Origin of the sequence: Streptomyces hirsutus, assembly GCF_001418415.1 — a bacterium.
GTDB classification, from domain to species: domain Bacteria; phylum Actinomycetota; class Actinomycetes; order Streptomycetales; family Streptomycetaceae; genus Streptomyces; species Streptomyces hirsutus.
This window is the reverse complement of the sequence record NZ_LIQT01000250.1, coordinates 7,507-22,829: the sequence shown is the minus strand read 5'-3', so window position 1 is coordinate 22,829 and position 15,323 is coordinate 7,507. Positions and strand designations below refer to the sequence as shown.

Annotated in this window: 12 protein-coding genes and 3 pseudogenes; 11 read left to right on the top strand and 4 right to left on the bottom strand. The window is 68.6% G+C overall.

Annotation, left to right across the window (positions count from 1 at the left end; all coding sequences use genetic code 11):
• Positions 1 to 533: 533 nt before the first annotated feature.
• From AOK11_RS44015 to AOK11_RS40220, 3 genes and pseudogenes are all read left to right on the top strand, one after another.
• The gene (locus tag AOK11_RS44015) at positions 534 to 1,343 is read left to right on the top strand and encodes a hypothetical protein (RefSeq protein WP_055594978.1); all 810 of its coding nucleotides are present in this window, start codon (positions 534 to 536) and stop codon (positions 1,341 to 1,343) included.
• Positions 1,344 to 1,709: 366 nt separating this feature from the next.
• Positions 1,710 to 2,279, top strand: a pseudogene (locus AOK11_RS41960) (transposase); the annotation flags it as partial.
• Between the two features lie 327 nt (positions 2,280 to 2,606).
• A pseudogene (locus AOK11_RS40220) lies at positions 2,607 to 2,956 on the top strand (ribosomal maturation YjgA family protein).
• A 95-nt stretch (positions 2,957 to 3,051) separates the two neighbouring features.
• Here the strand turns inward: AOK11_RS40220 and AOK11_RS19395 are convergent.
• On the bottom strand, positions 3,052 to 4,035 hold the full coding sequence (locus AOK11_RS19395) for a helix-turn-helix transcriptional regulator (protein WP_107098628.1): 984 nt from the start codon (positions 4,033 to 4,035) through the stop codon (positions 3,052 to 3,054).
• A 141-nt stretch (positions 4,036 to 4,176) separates the two neighbouring features.
• Here AOK11_RS19395 and AOK11_RS19390 point away from each other — a divergent pair, with 141 nt between their 5' ends.
• Complete coding sequence (locus AOK11_RS19390) at positions 4,177 to 5,619, top strand: aminopeptidase P family protein (protein WP_240497408.1); 1,443 nt, start codon at positions 4,177 to 4,179, stop codon at positions 5,617 to 5,619.
• A gap of 126 nt (positions 5,620 to 5,745) precedes the next feature.
• Positions 5,746 to 6,510: a transposase family protein gene (locus AOK11_RS19385; RefSeq protein WP_167353813.1), complete on the top strand. Its 765-nt coding sequence runs from the start codon at positions 5,746 to 5,748 to the stop codon at positions 6,508 to 6,510.
• A 134-nt stretch (positions 6,511 to 6,644) separates the two neighbouring features.
• Here AOK11_RS19385 and AOK11_RS19380 read toward each other — a convergent pair whose 3' ends face one another.
• The 3 genes from AOK11_RS19380 to AOK11_RS19370 form a co-directional block, all read right to left on the bottom strand.
• Entirely contained in the window at positions 6,645 to 7,289 is a 645-nt protein-coding gene (locus AOK11_RS19380; protein WP_055594975.1) for a response regulator, read from the bottom strand.
• Positions 7,290 to 7,293: 4 nt separating this feature from the next.
• Positions 7,294 to 8,649 (bottom strand): sensor histidine kinase, encoded by a 1,356-nt coding sequence (locus tag AOK11_RS19375; protein WP_240497407.1) that lies wholly within the window; start codon positions 8,647 to 8,649, stop codon positions 7,294 to 7,296.
• A 99-nt stretch (positions 8,650 to 8,748) separates the two neighbouring features.
• Complete coding sequence (locus AOK11_RS19370; protein WP_055594973.1) at positions 8,749 to 9,972, bottom strand: Clp protease N-terminal domain-containing protein; 1,224 nt, start codon at positions 9,970 to 9,972, stop codon at positions 8,749 to 8,751.
• A gap of 240 nt (positions 9,973 to 10,212) precedes the next feature.
• Between AOK11_RS19370 and AOK11_RS42920 the strand changes: the two genes are divergently transcribed.
• From AOK11_RS42920 to AOK11_RS46785, 6 genes and pseudogenes are all read left to right on the top strand, one after another.
• Positions 10,213 to 10,446 (top strand): hypothetical protein, encoded by a 234-nt coding sequence (locus AOK11_RS42920; RefSeq protein WP_157869398.1) that lies wholly within the window; start codon positions 10,213 to 10,215, stop codon positions 10,444 to 10,446.
• A gap of 172 nt (positions 10,447 to 10,618) precedes the next feature.
• Positions 10,619 to 11,041, top strand: coding sequence for a PPOX class F420-dependent oxidoreductase (locus AOK11_RS19365; RefSeq protein ID WP_381000161.1), 423 nt, complete (start codon positions 10,619 to 10,621; stop codon positions 11,039 to 11,041).
• A gap of 577 nt (positions 11,042 to 11,618) precedes the next feature.
• Positions 11,619 to 11,915 (top strand): hypothetical protein, encoded by a 297-nt coding sequence (locus AOK11_RS19360; RefSeq protein WP_055594972.1) that lies wholly within the window; start codon positions 11,619 to 11,621, stop codon positions 11,913 to 11,915.
• Positions 11,916 to 12,139: 224 nt separating this feature from the next.
• Complete coding sequence (locus AOK11_RS19355; RefSeq protein ID WP_055594971.1) at positions 12,140 to 13,237, top strand: MerR family transcriptional regulator; 1,098 nt, start codon at positions 12,140 to 12,142, stop codon at positions 13,235 to 13,237.
• A gap of 634 nt (positions 13,238 to 13,871) precedes the next feature.
• Positions 13,872 to 14,498 carry a nucleotidyltransferase family protein gene (locus AOK11_RS19345; protein ID WP_055594969.1) on the top strand — a complete coding sequence of 209 codons (627 nt, stop codon included), beginning with the start codon at positions 13,872 to 13,874 and terminating at the stop codon, positions 14,496 to 14,498.
• 612 nt (positions 14,499 to 15,110) lie between these two features.
• Positions 15,111 to 15,323: pseudogene (locus tag AOK11_RS46785) on the top strand (integrase); the annotation flags it as partial.

Below are 15,323 nucleotides of genomic sequence, written 5' to 3'. Positions count from 1 at the left end.
ACAGATAGGGGCACCCCCCCGTTATGTTTTCCGCGGTCCTGCAAGAGGGCCGCTGACCTCCGGGCCCGGCATGACTGTGTCCCCCTGTCGAACGGATGACCTGGGGGGCGGTGTCACCGGGCCCGGGAGGTGCCGTCGGAGACGCTGATGAGAGGTCCGGCCGCCACCCGGTCCGGTGCAATGCCGGACAGCTCGCGGGCTCGAGCACCCCGCCCGCCACCCGGCAGCACAACGGGAATACCGGTTTCCCCCGATGTGTCAACGAACGACACGCTGCGGCTGCGGCTGTAAGTGGGCAGACGCCTGAAAAGTCCCCCGGATGGCGTATCGGTGCATCAAGTCTCTTACAGGAAAAGTCATCTGGTTTCCCGTCAGCGCGCCATAGCGCGGCACGCAGACGTCTCCCTATGACCCGATTGGAGTCAATCTGCCGGCTTTCCCCAATGTCTCGATATGACAGATATGGGAATCGGTCAGTACGTTCATCATGAGTCGGCTGGCCAGCCGACTTCCCGAGACAGGAGAAGCGCGTGATGATTACCCGTCCCACCGTCGCTACCGCGGCTGCCGTGGCCCTGGCCGTCACCGGTATCACCTACACCTCGGTGTCCGCCTACGAGCCGGCCCAGGCCGCCCCCGGGCTCCAGCAGGCAGCCGCCCCCGTACCCGCCTCGGCCCCCACGGGTGGCGACTCCGGCAAGGACAACGGAGGCAAGGACAGCGAAGGTGGCGACTCCGGCGAGGGCAACGGAGGTAAGGACAACGGAGGCAAGGACAGCGAAGGTGGCGACTTCGAAGGCGAGGACAACGGAGGCAAGGGCAACGGAGGTGGCGACTTCGGCAAGGACAACGGAGGCAAGGACAGCGAAGGCGAGGACAACGGAGGCAAGGGCAACGGAGGTGGCGACTTCGGCAAGGACAACGGAGGCAAGGACAGCGAAGGTGGCGACTTCGAAGGCGAGGACAACGGAGGCAAGGACAGCGAAGGCGGCGACTTCGAAGGCGAGGACCACGAAGGCCGGGGCTTCGAAGGCCGGATCCACATCAACGAGCGTTCCTACTCGGCCGCCCCGGGCGGCTGCATCACCGTCGTGAGCGGCCTGGGCTCCCGCAGCCTGAACATCCGCAACGACAGCCGGAGGACCGTCGAGGTCTTCCGCGGAGCCACCTGCGACAACGGCGCCCCCATCGCCACCGTCGGACCGCACAGCTCCAGCGACGGCGTGCGCCCCCGCCACGTCGAGGGCGGCGTCTTCGTCAAGAACGGAGTGGTGGGCAGCTTCCGGGTCGTCAAACGCCACTTCGGCGAATTCGGCGGGAACGACGGATTCGGCGGACGCTGACCGAACCGCCACCCCGGCACAGCACAAAGACCCTGGCCCGCTGGAATCGGGCCGGGGTCTCCCAGCCGCATTCCACCCTGAAACCCCGCTTTCACCTACCCGCCCGGGCGCCTCATCATAAATCCGGACAACGACGCCCTGTCAGCCCAGCCCCCTCCTCCTCGGTCTCAACTGACCTGGGGTCTATCAGGAGTCAGGCTCTGACAAGATTTTCGTAGCCGTTGATCGATCTTGTGGTTCTGGCCCTGGCTGATGTTTCGGTGAGGCAGGCTGGTGGTGTGTGATGTCGAGCTGACGGGGCTGCTTCCTGCATTGGCCGGAGTGCTGGTCGACGGGGTGGAGACCGGCCCGTCCCCGGTCCGGATCATGGTACGGACCCCGGCGGGGGCCATGGTGACCTGCCCGGACCGCGGACAGGAATCGGAGTGGGAGCACAGCCGCTACGTGCGGCATGTCGCCGACGAGGCCATCGGGGGCAGACCAGTGATGATCGACATCTCGGTGCGCCGTCTGTACTGCGAGAACCCCGGCTGCTCCAGGACCACGTTCGTCGAGCAGGTTCCTGGGCTGACGGCGCGTTACCAGCGGCGGCCCCCGGCCCTGCAGCAGGTCGTCGCCGCTGTCGCCACCGCTCTGTCGGGACGGGCCGGAGCCCGTCTCCTGGTTCATCTGCACCAGGTGCTGTCCTGGTCCAGCACGCTGACCTGCCGGTTGCGCATCCCGCTGCCCGACCGGGAGGTACCCGAGGTCCTGGGCATCGACGACTTCGCTCTGCGCCGGGGGCACCGGTACGCCACGATCATCATCGACGCCGTCAGCCGGGACCGGATCGATGTCCTGCCCGACCGGAAGGCGGAGACGGTGACCGGGTGTCTGCGCGCGCACCCGGGCATCGAGGTGGTCTGCCGGGACGGCTCGGCCGGCTATGCGCAGGCCGTGCTCCGTCACGTGCGGCGGTCTTTGGGGGCTCGGTGGCGGCCGGACGAATGCCGACCCGGCGGGCGGTTGAGCCGCGTGCCGGCGCGTGAACTTGGTACTTGCCCTGTCGTCTTGCAGAGAGTCGACAAGGCGAGAGTGGCCGTGGCGGGGAGTGATCCTGGTCCTGCCCCATGGAGGAGATGCCCTGTCGGAGTGAAACCGGCAGGTTCTTCGTCTGCTGGTGGTACGACGACACATCGTCGGCTGGTGCACATGGTGCAGTTCGGTGCCCGGAGCGGCTCGCCGGTCCGGGAATGGTCCGGATCTTGGTCGAAGAGCGGTGCCGTGACATCGGTTTGGTTCGGGGGAGGGGCGGCCAAGTACGGCGGGGACGCCCTGCACACGCTTCTGCTGTTCGCCCTCGTCCTTCTCGTGGCGCCGCGGTTGACACCGCTGAAGGGCGATGGAGTCGCCCTGGCCGTGAGTTGGGGCGTCGCGTTCTTGCAGCTCAGTGACCTGTCGCCGGAGCTCTCCCGGCACAGTACGGCTGCCGCCTGATCCTCGGCTCCACCTTCAACGCACCGGACCTGTTCTGGTATGCGGTTGGCGCGGTGGCCGGCCGGCTCGCCGTGTGCCCGGCGCGAGGCGCCGGGGCGCACGGGCCCGGTTCCCGCGGGAGAATCCGCCGGGGCTGACAGCGACGTACTCGGTGAACAGTCCCTGCAGCCGACGTACGCTCCCGCAGCCGTCGCCGGGCCCAACCCCGGGCAAGACCGTCCTGGACACCCGGTCACAGCCAGCCGGAGCGCTGTGCCTGCAGGGCCATCTGGAAACGGTTCGCGGCGCCGAGACGGGCCATCAGGATCTGGAGGCGGCGGAACAACGTACGGCGGCTGATGCCCAGTTCGCGGGCGATCACGTCGTCCGTCGCGCCGCCGGCAAGGAGGCGCAACAGACGACGGTCGGCGGGTGGGAGACCGGCGGGGCGGGCGGTGAAGCCGTGGATGGGGAGGGCGTTCTGCCACGCCTGCTCGAACAGGGCCGTCAGCGCGGAGAGCAGGCCGCACGGCTGCACCACCAGCATGGTGTTGTGTATGTCCGCTTCCTTGATCGACAACGACACCAGGGCGTACGCCTCATCGATGATCAAGAGCTTGACCGGCACCGACGGCAGCACCCTGGCCTGCTCTCCCGCCTCGATGCAGGGTTCGATGACGTCCTTCAGGTGGCCGGGATGCTCCAGTGACTCCCGCGAGTAGACGACGCGCTGCGTCACCCCGCGGGCCAGCGTCGCCAAGGCGTCGTCGGTGGCGCCGACCAGAGGGGCGTACGGCGGGGACTCGAACTGCCGGATCTGCTCGCGGGCGCTGGCCCACGCGTGGCGCATCCTGGGGCCGATGGCTTCACCGGTGACGACCTCGACGAGGTCGTCGTTGTAGGCGGCGAGCCGCCGGCGCCGGAACAACTCGAAGGCGCCTCCGACGGCGATGCGCGACTCCTCGAGCTCAGCCGCCCGGTGCCGGGCGAGGATCTCCAGGCCCGCGGCGGGCGGCACCGGGGCCACCACGTCCCCGTCCCCGGCTGCGGCACTGGCCAGTCCGGCGTCGGCCAGTTCGCCGTACGCCGCGGCGAACTCGGCCCCGCCCAGCCCGGTCGCCGAGCTGATCGCGCTCAGTGGAGCGGGGGCCAGCTCCAGCAGGGCCAGGTAGACCCGGCACGCCTTGTGACCGAGTCCCAGCAGCCGGAGGGCCTCGTCGAGTTTTGCGTTCGCCATGGGCACATTATCGACGTTTTCCACCCGGGCCCGTGGCCGGTCTGTGCCACTGGCACTGTTCGGCCCCAGCGCCCGCCGCGCGGCGGTACCGTCCGGGAGCGGCCGCGGACCGGCGGCGCCGATGAACCTCATGGAAACCCCATGGAAGCCCAACGGAAGAAGGTGCACGACGTGGCCAACCGTCGGAAGAATGGCCTCTACCCGGGGATCTCCGCAGAGCTGTCCGCTCTGATGAGGACGGGCTGGGCGGACACCGAACGACAGGACCTCCAGCTCGCCGAGCAGGCCCCGTACGCGGCCCGCCGCCGCGCCGCGCTCTCCGCGCGGTTCCCCGGCGAACGCCTCGTGATCCCCTCGGGGAACCTCAAGGTCCGCTCGAACGACGACACCTACCCCTTCCGGCCGTACACGGGCTACGTGCACATGGTCGGCGACCAGGTCCGGGACGGCGCGCTCGTCCTGGAACCCCACGCCGACGGCGGCCACGACGCCTACTGCTATCAGCTGCCGCGGGACAGCAGGGACGACGACGAGTTCTGGACGGGTGCCCACGCCGAGCTGTGGACGGGCCGGCGACGCTCACTCGCCGAATCGGAGCGCGTACTCGGCATGCCGTGCCGCGACGTCCGCACCGCGGCTGCCGACCTGGCCGCCGCTTCCGGCCCGCCGACCCGGATTGTCCGCGGGATCGACCCCTCCCTCGAGGCCGCCGTCACCACCGACGCGGAGCGGGACGCCGAACTGGAAGAGGCGCTCAGTGATCTCCGCCTCGTCAAGGACTCCTGGGAACTCGGGGAACTGCGCAAGGCGGTGGACTCCACCGTGCGCGGTTTCACCGACGTCGTCGCAGAACTCTCCCGGGCGATCGCGTCGTCGGAACGGTGGATCGAGGGCACCTTCTTCCGCCGGGCACGCCTCGAGGGCAACGCCGTGGGCTACGGCTCGATCTGCGCCGCCGGTGAGCACGCCACGATCATGCACTGGACGGACAACGACGGCCCGGTGCGCCCGGGAGACCTACTGCTGCTTGACGCCGGCGTGGAGACGCACTCTCTTTACACCGCCGACGTCACCCGCACGCTGCCGATCAGCGGCACCTTCACGCCCCTGCAGCGCGAGATCTACGACGCGGTGTACGAGGCCCAGGAGGCCGGTATGGCGACGGTCAAGCCAGGCGCCCCGTACCGCGACTTCCACGAGGCGGCCCAGCGCCACCTGACGGCGCGGCTGGTCGAGTGGGGCTTCATCGAGGGCCCCGTCGACCGGGCGTACGAACTCGGCTTGCAGCGCCGCTTCACCATGGCCGGCACCGGTCACATGCTGGGCCTGGACGTCCACGACTGCGCGCAGGCCCGCACGGAGGACTACGTCGACGGTGTGCTGGAGTCTGGCATGTGCCTGACCGTCGAACCGGGCCTGTACTTCCAGGCGGACGACCTGACGGTGCCCGAGGAGTGGCGCGGCATCGGCGTCCGGATCGAGGACGACTTGGTCGTCACCGACGACGGCCACGAAAACCTGTCGGCGGGCCTGCCGCGCGCCGCGGACGAGGTCGAGGCATGGATGGCGCGCTTCGCGGGCTGAGTGAGCCGTTTTCATCCTGTCTCTGTGGGGTGAAGCGGCAGGTCAACGGGGGTGGGTAACGAGACGAGGCTCCTGGTCGTTGCGGTGGTGTTCTCTACGCACCACGCTTCGTCCGAGGAGCCTCGCTTGGTCCCGTATCGTGCCACGGTCGACGTCCCGCATGAGCTGGTTGAGCACGTTTCCTGGCTCATCTACGCACGAAGGTGTGAACGCCGTACGCGGTGGCGGAAGCTGAGCTGCTTCAAGCAGGCCCTGCTCACGTTGGTGCACCTGCGCAAGAACGAGACGCTGCCCGCGCCGGCAGCCGGCTTCGGCGTTTCGACAGCCACCGCCCGGCGCTACGTCGACGAGACCCTGGACGTCCTTGCGGCCTGGGCGCCGGGTCTGCACGAAGCCCTGGCCGGTCTGGGCGAGGGCGACTTCGTCATCGTCGACGGCACCCTGATCGCCACCGACCGCATCCATGCGGACGAGCCGTGCTACTCCCAAAAGCACAAGCAGCACGGCATGAACGTCCAGGTCATCGCACGGCCGGACGGCACACCCCTCTGGTTCTCCCGCGCCACGCCAGGACGCACCCACGATCTGACCGCTGCGCGTGCCCACGGCATCATCCAAGCCTGTCGCACGAGGCAGATCCTCATCCCCGCGGACTGCGCCTACCAGGGCGCCGGCGCGACCGTGCGCACCCCGTACAAGAACCACCGCGAACAACCCGCGCACTACCAGCAGTTCAACCACGACCACGCCCGGCTGAGGGCACCGGGCGAACGCGCCTTCGCGCAGTTGAAGTCCTGGCGACTGCTCCGGCGGGCCAGATGCTCCACCCGCCGCATCGGCACCATCGTCCAGGCCATCCACACGCTGATGACCTGCAGCTATTCAAGATGAAAACGGCTCAGTAAGGGACAAGACAGCGAGGCGAACTCCTGTTCGTTCGGAGTAGTGCTGATCCCAGCCTCGATCTATGCAGCAGCGTTCCCCGGCCTGATCGTGGAGCTGTCTCAGCTGGTCGGGACAGGGGGTCAGCCGTGCAGCCCCGCCTCCTGTGCCAGCACCGCCGCCTGGACGCGGTTGGTGCAGCCGGTGCGTGTGAGGATGCTGCTGATGTGGGCCTTGACCGTGCCGGAACTGAGGTGGAGCTGTGCTGCGATCTCGGCGTTGGAGAGGCCGGTGCCCAGTAGCCGGAGGATGTCCCGTTCGGCCGGTGTCAGGTCCGCGATCCGACGTGACGCGGCGTCGCTGCCGTGGCCCGACCGGGTCCGGAAGTCGATGAGTTGGCGGGTGACCTGCGGGGCGAGGACCGGTTCTCCGGCGGCGGCGCGGCGTACGGCGTCGATGAGGTCGCGGGGGCCGGTGTCCTTGAGGAGGTAGCCTACGGCTCCGGCGCGCAGGGCGCGGGTGACGCTCGGTTCTTCGCCGAAGGCCGTCAGCATGACCACTCGGGTGCGGGGCGAGTGGCGGGCGATCTCGGCGGCGCCGGAGATGCCGTCGCCGGGCATGCGGATGTCGAGGAGCGCGACGTCTACGGGGTGGGCTCGGCAGGCTTCGACGGCTTCGCGGGCGTCCTGCGCCTCGGCCACGATACGGACCTTGTCGTCGTTCTCCAGGATCAGCCGGATCCCGGTGCGCATCAGCGCCTCGTCATCGGCGATCAGGACTCGGATCATCGGCTCAGTGTAGAACCGCCATGATCAGCAGGGCGAGGGTGCCGCCGACTATCGGGAGCAACACCAGCATCGCCGCGCAGCCCCCGCCCAGGAGGCGGGGCCACGTGAGGACCTCCGTGGACAGTGGGGGCCGGGAGCCAGCCCCGTCGGACATCGGATCGGACGAAGTGACGTACACGGGCGGCACGTCGGGCCGGGCGGGTATACGGGCGGAGAGGACGAAGCCGCCTTCCGGACGCGGTCCGGCGTTGAGGGCGCCACCGAGCAGGGTGATCCTCTCCTGGAGCCCGACGAGTCCGCTCCGGTTCCCGTCCCCGGGGGAATGGGCCACCGGCGGGGCATCGTTGACGACGGTGACCGTCACCGTGTCCCCCTCGTTGTGGAAGGTCACGCGGACAGGCGCTCCGGGCGCGTGCTTCAGGGCGTTGGCGAGTCCTTCGCGGGTGACACGGTGGACGGCCTGCCGGGTGCGGGCGTCCGCGTCCGCCGGCCCGGTCGCGTGCCAGTGCAGTTCGGCGTCGGCCCCTGCGCTACGGGAGTCCGCCACGAGGGCCGAGAGATCCGCGCGGGTCCCTCGCTCGGCGGTCTCTTTGTCCGACTGATGGCGGAGGACCCCGAGGATGCCGCGCAGCTCTTCCATGGCCGTTCCGGCCGTGGTGTGCAGGAGTTCGGCCTGGGCGGCCAGCGGGGGCGCCTGTCGTTCGGCAGCGAGCTGGAGGGCTCCGGCGTGCATCGAGATGAGGCCGATGCGGTGGCCGAGCAGATCGTGCATCTCCGCGGCGATGCGCGCCCGTTCCTCCATACGGGCCGCCTCGTCGGTGAGGAAGCGGGCCTGTTCGAGGTAGGCGTTGCGTTCCCGCAGCAGACCTGTCAGCGGGCGGCGACGCCCCAGCATCAGGCCGGACAGCGCGGGCAGCACGATGAACAGCGCGCTCATGCCGGCGCCGGCGGCCAGGTACGGCATCTTCGGGAGTCCGCTGAGGGATTGGGCGGCGATCGACACGAGCACGGAGCCGGCAGTGCTCGCCCCGACCACCCTCCAGGCGCGCCGTGCGGGGGCGATGCGGCGCGTGGCGGACCACACGACGCACGGCACCACCACCGTTGCCCACATGTTGTCCCCGGCGATCAAGGGCACGCAGCCCAGGACCGCCAGGGCCGGGTACATACGCCGTGCGGGCACGAGCAGCGCCGCCCACACCCCCAGGAGAGCAGCGGTGACCGGGTGGGCCGGCGGTACCAGCGGAAACGGTGCCAGCGTGCCTAGCAGGACCAGGCCGGCGAGTACGGACTCGGCGACGACTGTCCGCCGGGGCGCGGCGCGCACCGCGTCCTGGATAGCGGTGGCTTCGCGGCGCATCCGCCTCCACGGTCGCACTGCCGGGATCATGGTTTCCTCCGTGTGGTTGCCGTTCTCAACGGCCGTTCTCGTCATACGCGTTGGCGAGCCGCTGCGGGCTCAGGCAGCTCGTGCCGCTCCTCCGGGGGCCCGGAGCTCGGGCTCCGCCCGCAGCCCGGCGACGTCCACCCCGCTCTCGGTCAGTACACGCTCGATCTCCGCCGCGGACTCCGCATCCGTCCCGGTCTTGTCCAGCAGGGCGGCCAGCAGGTGGGTCGTGCCGACCGTGGGCGAGTTCTGAGCGGAAGCGATGAACTGTGTGACGTGCAGGAGCCGTCGCTCGAAGTCGGCGGTGCCGCGGACCTCCGGGGGCTCCCCCTCCACGACCCTGGTGGAGGGAACCAGCACTCGGGTGACAGCATCCTGCCGGGCGCCGTGTCGGCGCAACAGTTCCGCCCCCTGGTTCGCTCCTGTCAGCTCATCGGGCAGCTCACGTCCCGCGACGGTCAACGACCGGTCCAGCGCCAGGACACCCAGCAGTGCATCGACGGGCTCCTGCTCCGGCGCCCCGCGCCGCACCGCCCCCCGTAGCGCCTCCGCGCGCACCGCGCTCACGACCGAGGAACCGAACCCCGCGCCGCCCCCGAGGATCCAGGCGGTGAACCTCCGGGTCAGCGGATTGCCGCTCTTCCCGAACGTCCCCGACTTGCGCAGCATCACCACCGAGGCGGGCTCCGGCGTGCTGTCGCTCCCACGTAACGCGTCGAGCGCAGCAGAGGCGGCGGAGACGTCCAGCTTTCCTAGCACCAGGGCCTCACGAGCACGCGAATCGGGCAGCTCGACCAGTGCGTGCGCCACATGGCGGACGCGCACCGCAAGGGTGCCCTCCTCCCGTGCGGTCTCCAGCGCCTTGCGCAGGCAGGTCCGCAACGCACCGGTCATCGGCGGGAGTTCAATGCCTTGCTGTCCCTCTTCCTTCTTCTTCCGGTTCTTCCAGCGCAGCCTTTTGGCTTGCTCCTGCCGGACCTCCCGCCAGAATGCGTCGATCTCCCGCTCGTCGTCCGGGGCTTCCGCCGCGCCGTCCCCCGCGTCGTTACTGACCCACACGGATGTCCCCCGGCACCCGATCGACCCGCCGAGCGAGCCGGCAGCCTTCATCCCGGGGGCGATCGCGGAACCTACGGCCGAGCCGCCCGACACGAGCGCGCTCAGCACGCTTTCCGTACCGACGTCCTCGCGTTCCTCCTTGGCCACCTGGCTCATCGTCGCCAGCAGCAGCTCGACGACGTCTCGCTCGAACTCGGTGGTCGCGCCGACGTTGCGGTCGGAAGTTCGCTGATCCATCGGGCCTTCCTCTCCCTGGTGTTACTTGGTGAGAAGGACGCTAGCCCGCGTACTCCCGGCTCCGCGACGGCCGACCGGCCATGCTTCCGGTCCGATCGGCCAGGTTCTCTCGTCCGGGCGGACGAGGCCATACGGACCCGACAGGGCGCCTCGGGCGGACATCTCAGGAGCATCTACCAACCTCTGCGCCGGCACCGGGAACGCACCTGTGACCAGGCACGTACGTTTGCGCAGAGTCTGATGATCTGTAAATTTTTGTCGGTGGTGGTTCGGCATGGTGATGTCAGTGCGGTTGGTATCGGGTTTCTGCTGTTCGGTGTGCTGTGGTGGGGGGTTTCGGGTGGTGACACGGACGCCGATTTAGCGCAGACGTTTTTGGTATCTCGCCTGGTCGGTTTGTTGCTGGTCGGTACAGCCTGGAGTGTGTTGTTGCTGGTCAGGGTTGTGGTGGTGGGGCTGGGTGCGGCTCGGTGAGTGCAGCGGGCGGGAATCTCCCTCGACCTTGGCCATCTGCTGGCCTGTGTCCGGGCGGGCCGGGGGAAGCGGGGCCCGGCCAGGGCGGCCCGTTACGGTTGAACCATCGGCCTCCCCGCCTCTTCGGGCTCGTGGACGTCGCGCTGAGCCGTTTGCACCGAGGAGACCGACGTTGGACATCAGGGCATCGCAGCCTGCTGAGGGGGACGACGTGTTCTGGCGGGAGCGCCGCACGTGCTTCCTGACCACGCTCAGGCCTGACGGCACTCCGCACCTCACCCCAGTCGGCGTCACGTACGACCCCGAGGCACGGATTGCCCGCGTCATCACCGACGGCGGCAGCAAGAAGGCGCGCAACGTCCGCGCCGCCCTGGCCGTCGGCACCGAGGCACGCGTGTCCGTGGGGCAGGTCGAAGGCCGGCGCTGGTGCACTCTCGAAGGCACAGCCGTGATCAAGGACGATCCCGCCTCCGTCGCCGATGCCGAGCGCCGGTACGCCGAGCGGTACAAGACCCCGCGGGTCAACCCGAACCGGGTCGTCATCGAGATCACCGTCAGCCGCGTCATGGGCACCGCGAAGCCCTCCGGGTGGTGATTCCCAGCCCCGACCCGGGGTGGGCGGCATACAGGCAGACTTTCCGTGGATGCTCACTCGAACTGAACCAGTGCACGTCACACCTGAACCGCTCCGGATTCGACAGGAACTCGATCGACGGCCCGCCCCGCCCCCGGGCCTCGGGTCCCGATCCGGTGTCCTGGGCGGCGCGGGCCTTCTTCACCCAGCCCCGCAGCGACTCCGGACTGACCCCGAGTTCCTACGCGACCTCGGTCACTGTCCGGCCCGACGGCCACACGAGTTCGACCGCGTCCCAGCGGAGCCTACGGATCTACGCCCACTCCATGCCCAGCTCCCGTAGTGCGTCCATGTCCAGGAGCGGTATTTCTGATCAGCGGCCGATGGGCTGACCTGTGCTGGCTTCGTTCACTTTCAGTAGCAGCGATTGTCCGGCAGTTTGGCCAGCAGCCGGAGGCCAGCGGGCTCGAGAATGTTCACGAGAAATGGCACTGGCTCGACTTCTGCGACGGGCAGCCCGACGCTGCCGTCGCCTGCCAGGCTGACGCCGTACGCGTCGCGACATGCGACGTCGAGGGGATAAGGAACTGATCGCGAGATGCCTCGATGGATAGTCCTGGTCGTACCTGTCAGCGGCGTGTCGGATTCAGGTCGTGACGGGCGAGCCGTCACGGAGTTCGAAGGCAGCACGGAAGAGGCGGAAGCGGCTCTCCTGCAGGCGTCCCACACATACGAGCACGGTCTCTGGAAGGTGCGCCGCCGCGAGATCTTCAAGTGCTCAAGCAGGTCCTACTTCATCCGCCTCCAGAACCGTCTGGCGACGTACTGTTTCCTCATCCAGCTTGCCGAACTGGTCCACGACTCCGATACGAAGCAACCGCCCGCTTTCGCCTGACCTGAAGATCTTCCTCCAATTCGCTCAGACGCGCGAGCATTTTCGGGTTGATCTGGAGCATCGGGCAGCGGATGCAGGCTTCTCTGAACCAGACCATCGCCCTGGCTTGTAGCAGTCGCCTCGGACCCGCTGCTCCGCATCCGGCTCTCGCTGCCAGAAGCTAGGCGCTTGACCCTCACGTGGCGTCAGGCTGCATAGTCGGTGGCGTGGAGGATCACTGGACCGTGGGACGCGTGGCCGAGTTGGCGGGCGTGAGCGTCCGCACGCTGCATCACTATGACGAGATTGGGCTCGCACGGCCGTCGGCGCGAACTGCAGCCGGGTACCGGGCCTACTCGGCCGGCGACGTGGAGCGACTGCGCGAGGTACTTGCCTACCGGCGCCTGGGCTTCGGGCTGCGGGAGGTCACGGACCTGGTCGGCGACCCGTCCACCGACGCGGTCGCGCACCTGCGCCGACTGCGCGGCCTGCTCCTGGAGCGGCGTGATCGCGCTGACGCCATGGCGGCGGCCATCGACAGAGAACTTGAGGCACGGGCGAAGGGACTCAAGGTGACACCGGAGGAGCAACTGGAGATGCTCGGTGCACGGCTGTACGACGCGATCGGCGGCGCCTACACCGCGACACGGCGTACCGAGCCGCGGATCGCCGCGCAGATCTGGGACGCGCTCGGCGACGCGCAGACGGTGCTGAACGTCGGGGCCGGCACCGGCTCCTACGAGCCTGCTGATCGCGACGTGACCGCGGTGGAGCCATCGGCAGTCATGCGGGGGCAGCGGCCTGCTGGCTCGGCGCCGTGCGTGGCCGCCGCCGCGGAGAGCCTGCCGTTCGAGGACCACTCCTTCGACGTCGCGATGGCCGTGTCCACCGTTCACCACTGGGGGGACCCGATAACGGGGCTGCGCGAGATGCGGCGCGTGGCCCGCCGCGTAGTGGTGCTCACGTTCGACACCGACGAGCCCGGATGGCAGGACCGGTTCTGGCTTACCCGCGACTACCTGCCCGAGTTCACCGCCGTCCTCGCAGAATTTCCCTCGCTTGCTGGGATGGCCGACGCGATCGGCGCCCGCGCTGAGCCGGTGCCCATCCCGTGGGACTGCGCTGATGGCCTGTTCGAGGCGTACTGGCGCCGACCGGGAGCGTATCTGGAGGATCACGTGCGCCGTGCGATGTCGGTGTGGACGAGGGTTGGGCCGGAGGCTGAGCAGCGGGCGGTGCGAAGCCTCAGCGACAACCTCGACTCCGGCCGGTGGGCCGAGCGCAACAGCGACCTCGCCGACCTCGACGCGGCAGATCTCGGCCTCCGCATGCTCATAGCTTGAACCGCGTCGCAGGTCAGTGTCATGGCGGCTCCTGGACGGCCCGTCGGTCATGGGCAGCGCTGGGCGAGCATGGCGCTGTGGACAGGACAGGACAGGACAGGACAGGACAGGACAGGCGGCGCGACCCGGCATGCCCAAGTCGATCGCCCGCGAGCTCCGCTGGTCGATCCGCGCAAGCTTGTCCTCTGCTCCGGCGAGGCTGATTCGCAGACCTTCGATCTCGCCGAGCCATCCTTCGCGTTCGGCTTCGGCGATACGGGCGAGCAGGTTGTCCCGGATCTCCTCCAACCGGACGCGTTGGGCCGGGTCCGGCCTGAGTAGTGCACATCTGACACAAGCGTGCTAATGAATACAAGAGGTGGAAAATGCGCGGCCGCAGGTGCCGATGGACACCTTGCGTTTCTCGAAGTGCGTGAGGAAGGAATCCCACTCCTCGTCGGTGGGGGTTCGGTATTCTTCGCTGGGCCGGGTGGCCCGGCGACGGGCGATGAACGCCCTGTGCGCCTCGATCGTCTCGGCCGGGTAGACGGCTAATGGGGCAGTCGGGTATTGGAACTGGCTGAATGCCTCTGGCCCGTGAGGTCTCCGAGGGGGACCTGGCCCGCCCATGGGCGACCTGTGGTAGGCAGAGCTGGTGATCAGCCGACTCCCTCTCGACCAGCAACTTGATTCCCTGCGTGCGGTGCTGTCCCGTAACGACGTGTTGACGGAGGTGCTGACGCGGACTGCGACGTTGGACCTTCCAGGGTGGTATGTGACGGCAGGATGCCTGTTCCAGACCGTGTGGAACGTGGTCACGGACAGGCCACCAACCAGTGGCATCAAGGACTACGACGTCTTCTACTTCGACGGCAGTGACCTGTCCTGGGAGGCCGAGGACGAGGTGATCAAAGCCGGGCGGGAGGTCTTCACCGACCTGCCGGCAGATGTTGAGATCCGCAACGAGGCACGAGTTCACCTCTGGTATGAGGACAAGTTCGGAGTCGCGTGTCCGCCGTATGAGTCCACTGAGGCGGCGATCGACAGTTTCGCCGCGACGACGTGCTGCCTGGGAGTACGTGCGGAGACCGACGGCCGGTGGCACGTGTATGCGCCGCATGGCCTTTCGGACGTGTTCAACCTCGTCGTCCGGCCGAACCCGGTGCTCGCCCCGCGCTCGGTCTATGAGACCAAAGCAGCACGATGGCAAGCGCAATGGCCCGAGCTGGCCGTGCTGGACTGGCCCGCCCCGAGCGTCACAACGACCTGGTCCGGCGGCTGACCTCGGCTACGTAGGCGCCCCAGTCGCCGGCGGCGGCCCGCTGCCATTTGACGGCAACGGTGATGTCGATGCCGAGAGTGCGGGCGAGGACCGCGGCGGGCAGCTCGGTAGCGAGCTGGAACAGTGCGGTTGAGCGGTGCCCTTGCCGATAACCTCATCCATGCAGGTGGGAGTGGGTTTCGGTGCCGACCGTGGTCACCCGCGTCGGCGCTCTCGCTCGGGGGACGGTGGAGGCGGCATGGTGATCGGCCGTGCTGTTGAGACCGGCGTACCTGGGCATGACGAACGCCTTCGCGATGCTGCGACTGCTGCCGGTGAGCGACCGGGAGAAGGATGTCGAGATCCTGGCCCTGCGTCATCGGATTGCCGTCCTGGAGCGGCATCTGGACGGGCAGCGGGTCCGGTTCGACGCCGGCGACCGGGCGTTCCTGGCGTCGTTGCTCCACGGCGTGTCCCGCGAGGTGCTAACGCCGGATGCGACTGCTGGTCCGGCCGGACACGGTCCTGCGCTGGCACCACGATCTCCTCGCCCGCCGACACGCTGTCCAGTCCAGGCCGAAGCGCGTAGGCCGGCCCCGCACCGTGCACTCGATCCGAGCACTCGTACTGCGCTTGGCCAGGGAAAATTCAAGTTGGGGCTACCGGCGCCTGCACGGTGAACTGCTCTTGCTCGGGGTGAAGGTGGCAGCCTCCACGGTCTGGGAAATCTTGAAGGAGGACGGGATCGAACCGGCACCCCAACGAGTTTTCAGTACCTGGGCCGGTTTCCTGCGCTCCCCGGCCGACGCCCTGCTGGCCTGCGACTTCTTCGAGACCGTCACCTTG

Excerpts from the sequence above, each read along its gene's own strand:
- AOK11_RS44015 (WP_055594978.1), top strand. The coding sequence starts at position 534 with ATGATTACCCGTCCCACCGTCGCTACCGCGGCTGCCGTGGCCCTGGCC.
- AOK11_RS19395 (WP_107098628.1), bottom strand. The coding sequence starts at position 4,035 with ATGGCGAACGCAAAACTCGACGAGGCCCTCCGGCTGCTGGGACTCGGT.
- AOK11_RS19390 (WP_240497408.1), top strand. The coding sequence starts at position 4,177 with ATGGAAGCCCAACGGAAGAAGGTGCACGACGTGGCCAACCGTCGGAAG.
- AOK11_RS19380 (WP_055594975.1), bottom strand. The coding sequence starts at position 7,289 with ATGATCCGAGTCCTGATCGCCGATGACGAGGCGCTGATGCGCACCGGG.
- AOK11_RS19375 (WP_240497407.1), bottom strand. The coding sequence starts at position 8,649 with ATGCGCCGCGAAGCCACCGCTATCCAGGACGCGGTGCGCGCCGCGCCC.
- AOK11_RS19370 (WP_055594973.1), bottom strand. The coding sequence starts at position 9,972 with ATGGATCAGCGAACTTCCGACCGCAACGTCGGCGCGACCACCGAGTTC.
- AOK11_RS42920 (WP_157869398.1), top strand. The coding sequence starts at position 10,213 with ATGATCTGTAAATTTTTGTCGGTGGTGGTTCGGCATGGTGATGTCAGT.
- AOK11_RS19360 (WP_055594972.1), top strand. The coding sequence starts at position 11,619 with ATGCCTCGATGGATAGTCCTGGTCGTACCTGTCAGCGGCGTGTCGGAT.